Origin of the sequence: Bradyrhizobium sp. Mp27 (assembly GCF_029953005.1) — a bacterium.
GTDB lineage: Bacteria > Pseudomonadota > Alphaproteobacteria > Rhizobiales > Xanthobacteraceae > Bradyrhizobium > Bradyrhizobium barranii.
Map to the genome: position 1 here is coordinate 1 of NZ_JASAUS010000777.1, position 238 is coordinate 238.

General features: G+C 67.6%; 1 protein-coding gene. It reads right to left on the reverse strand.

Annotated elements, in window-relative coordinates:
• Positions 1 to 12: 12 nt before the first annotated feature.
• Positions 13 to 238: hypothetical protein (locus QJT78_RS52630; protein WP_281460996.1), on the reverse strand; the 226-nt coding region annotated here is incomplete at its 5' end.

A 238-nucleotide genomic window follows, 5' to 3' on the forward strand; every position in this document is an offset into this window, starting at 1 on the left:
GGACCGCATAATTCACTTCCGCAACGGTTGGGGAAAGGCGCGCGGCATTGCGCAGACCCGCGCCAACCAATTCCCGGCCGACACCTCGGTCGACTGGCTCTTCGATCGCTCCGGCGGCCGCGGCGAGACCCCGGCGGCGACAGGCTCGTCGGCTATGCCGGCGGCATCTCGCCCGAGAACATCCACGGCGTCATGTCGGTGCTCGAGCAGACCACCGGTCGCTACTGGATCGACATGG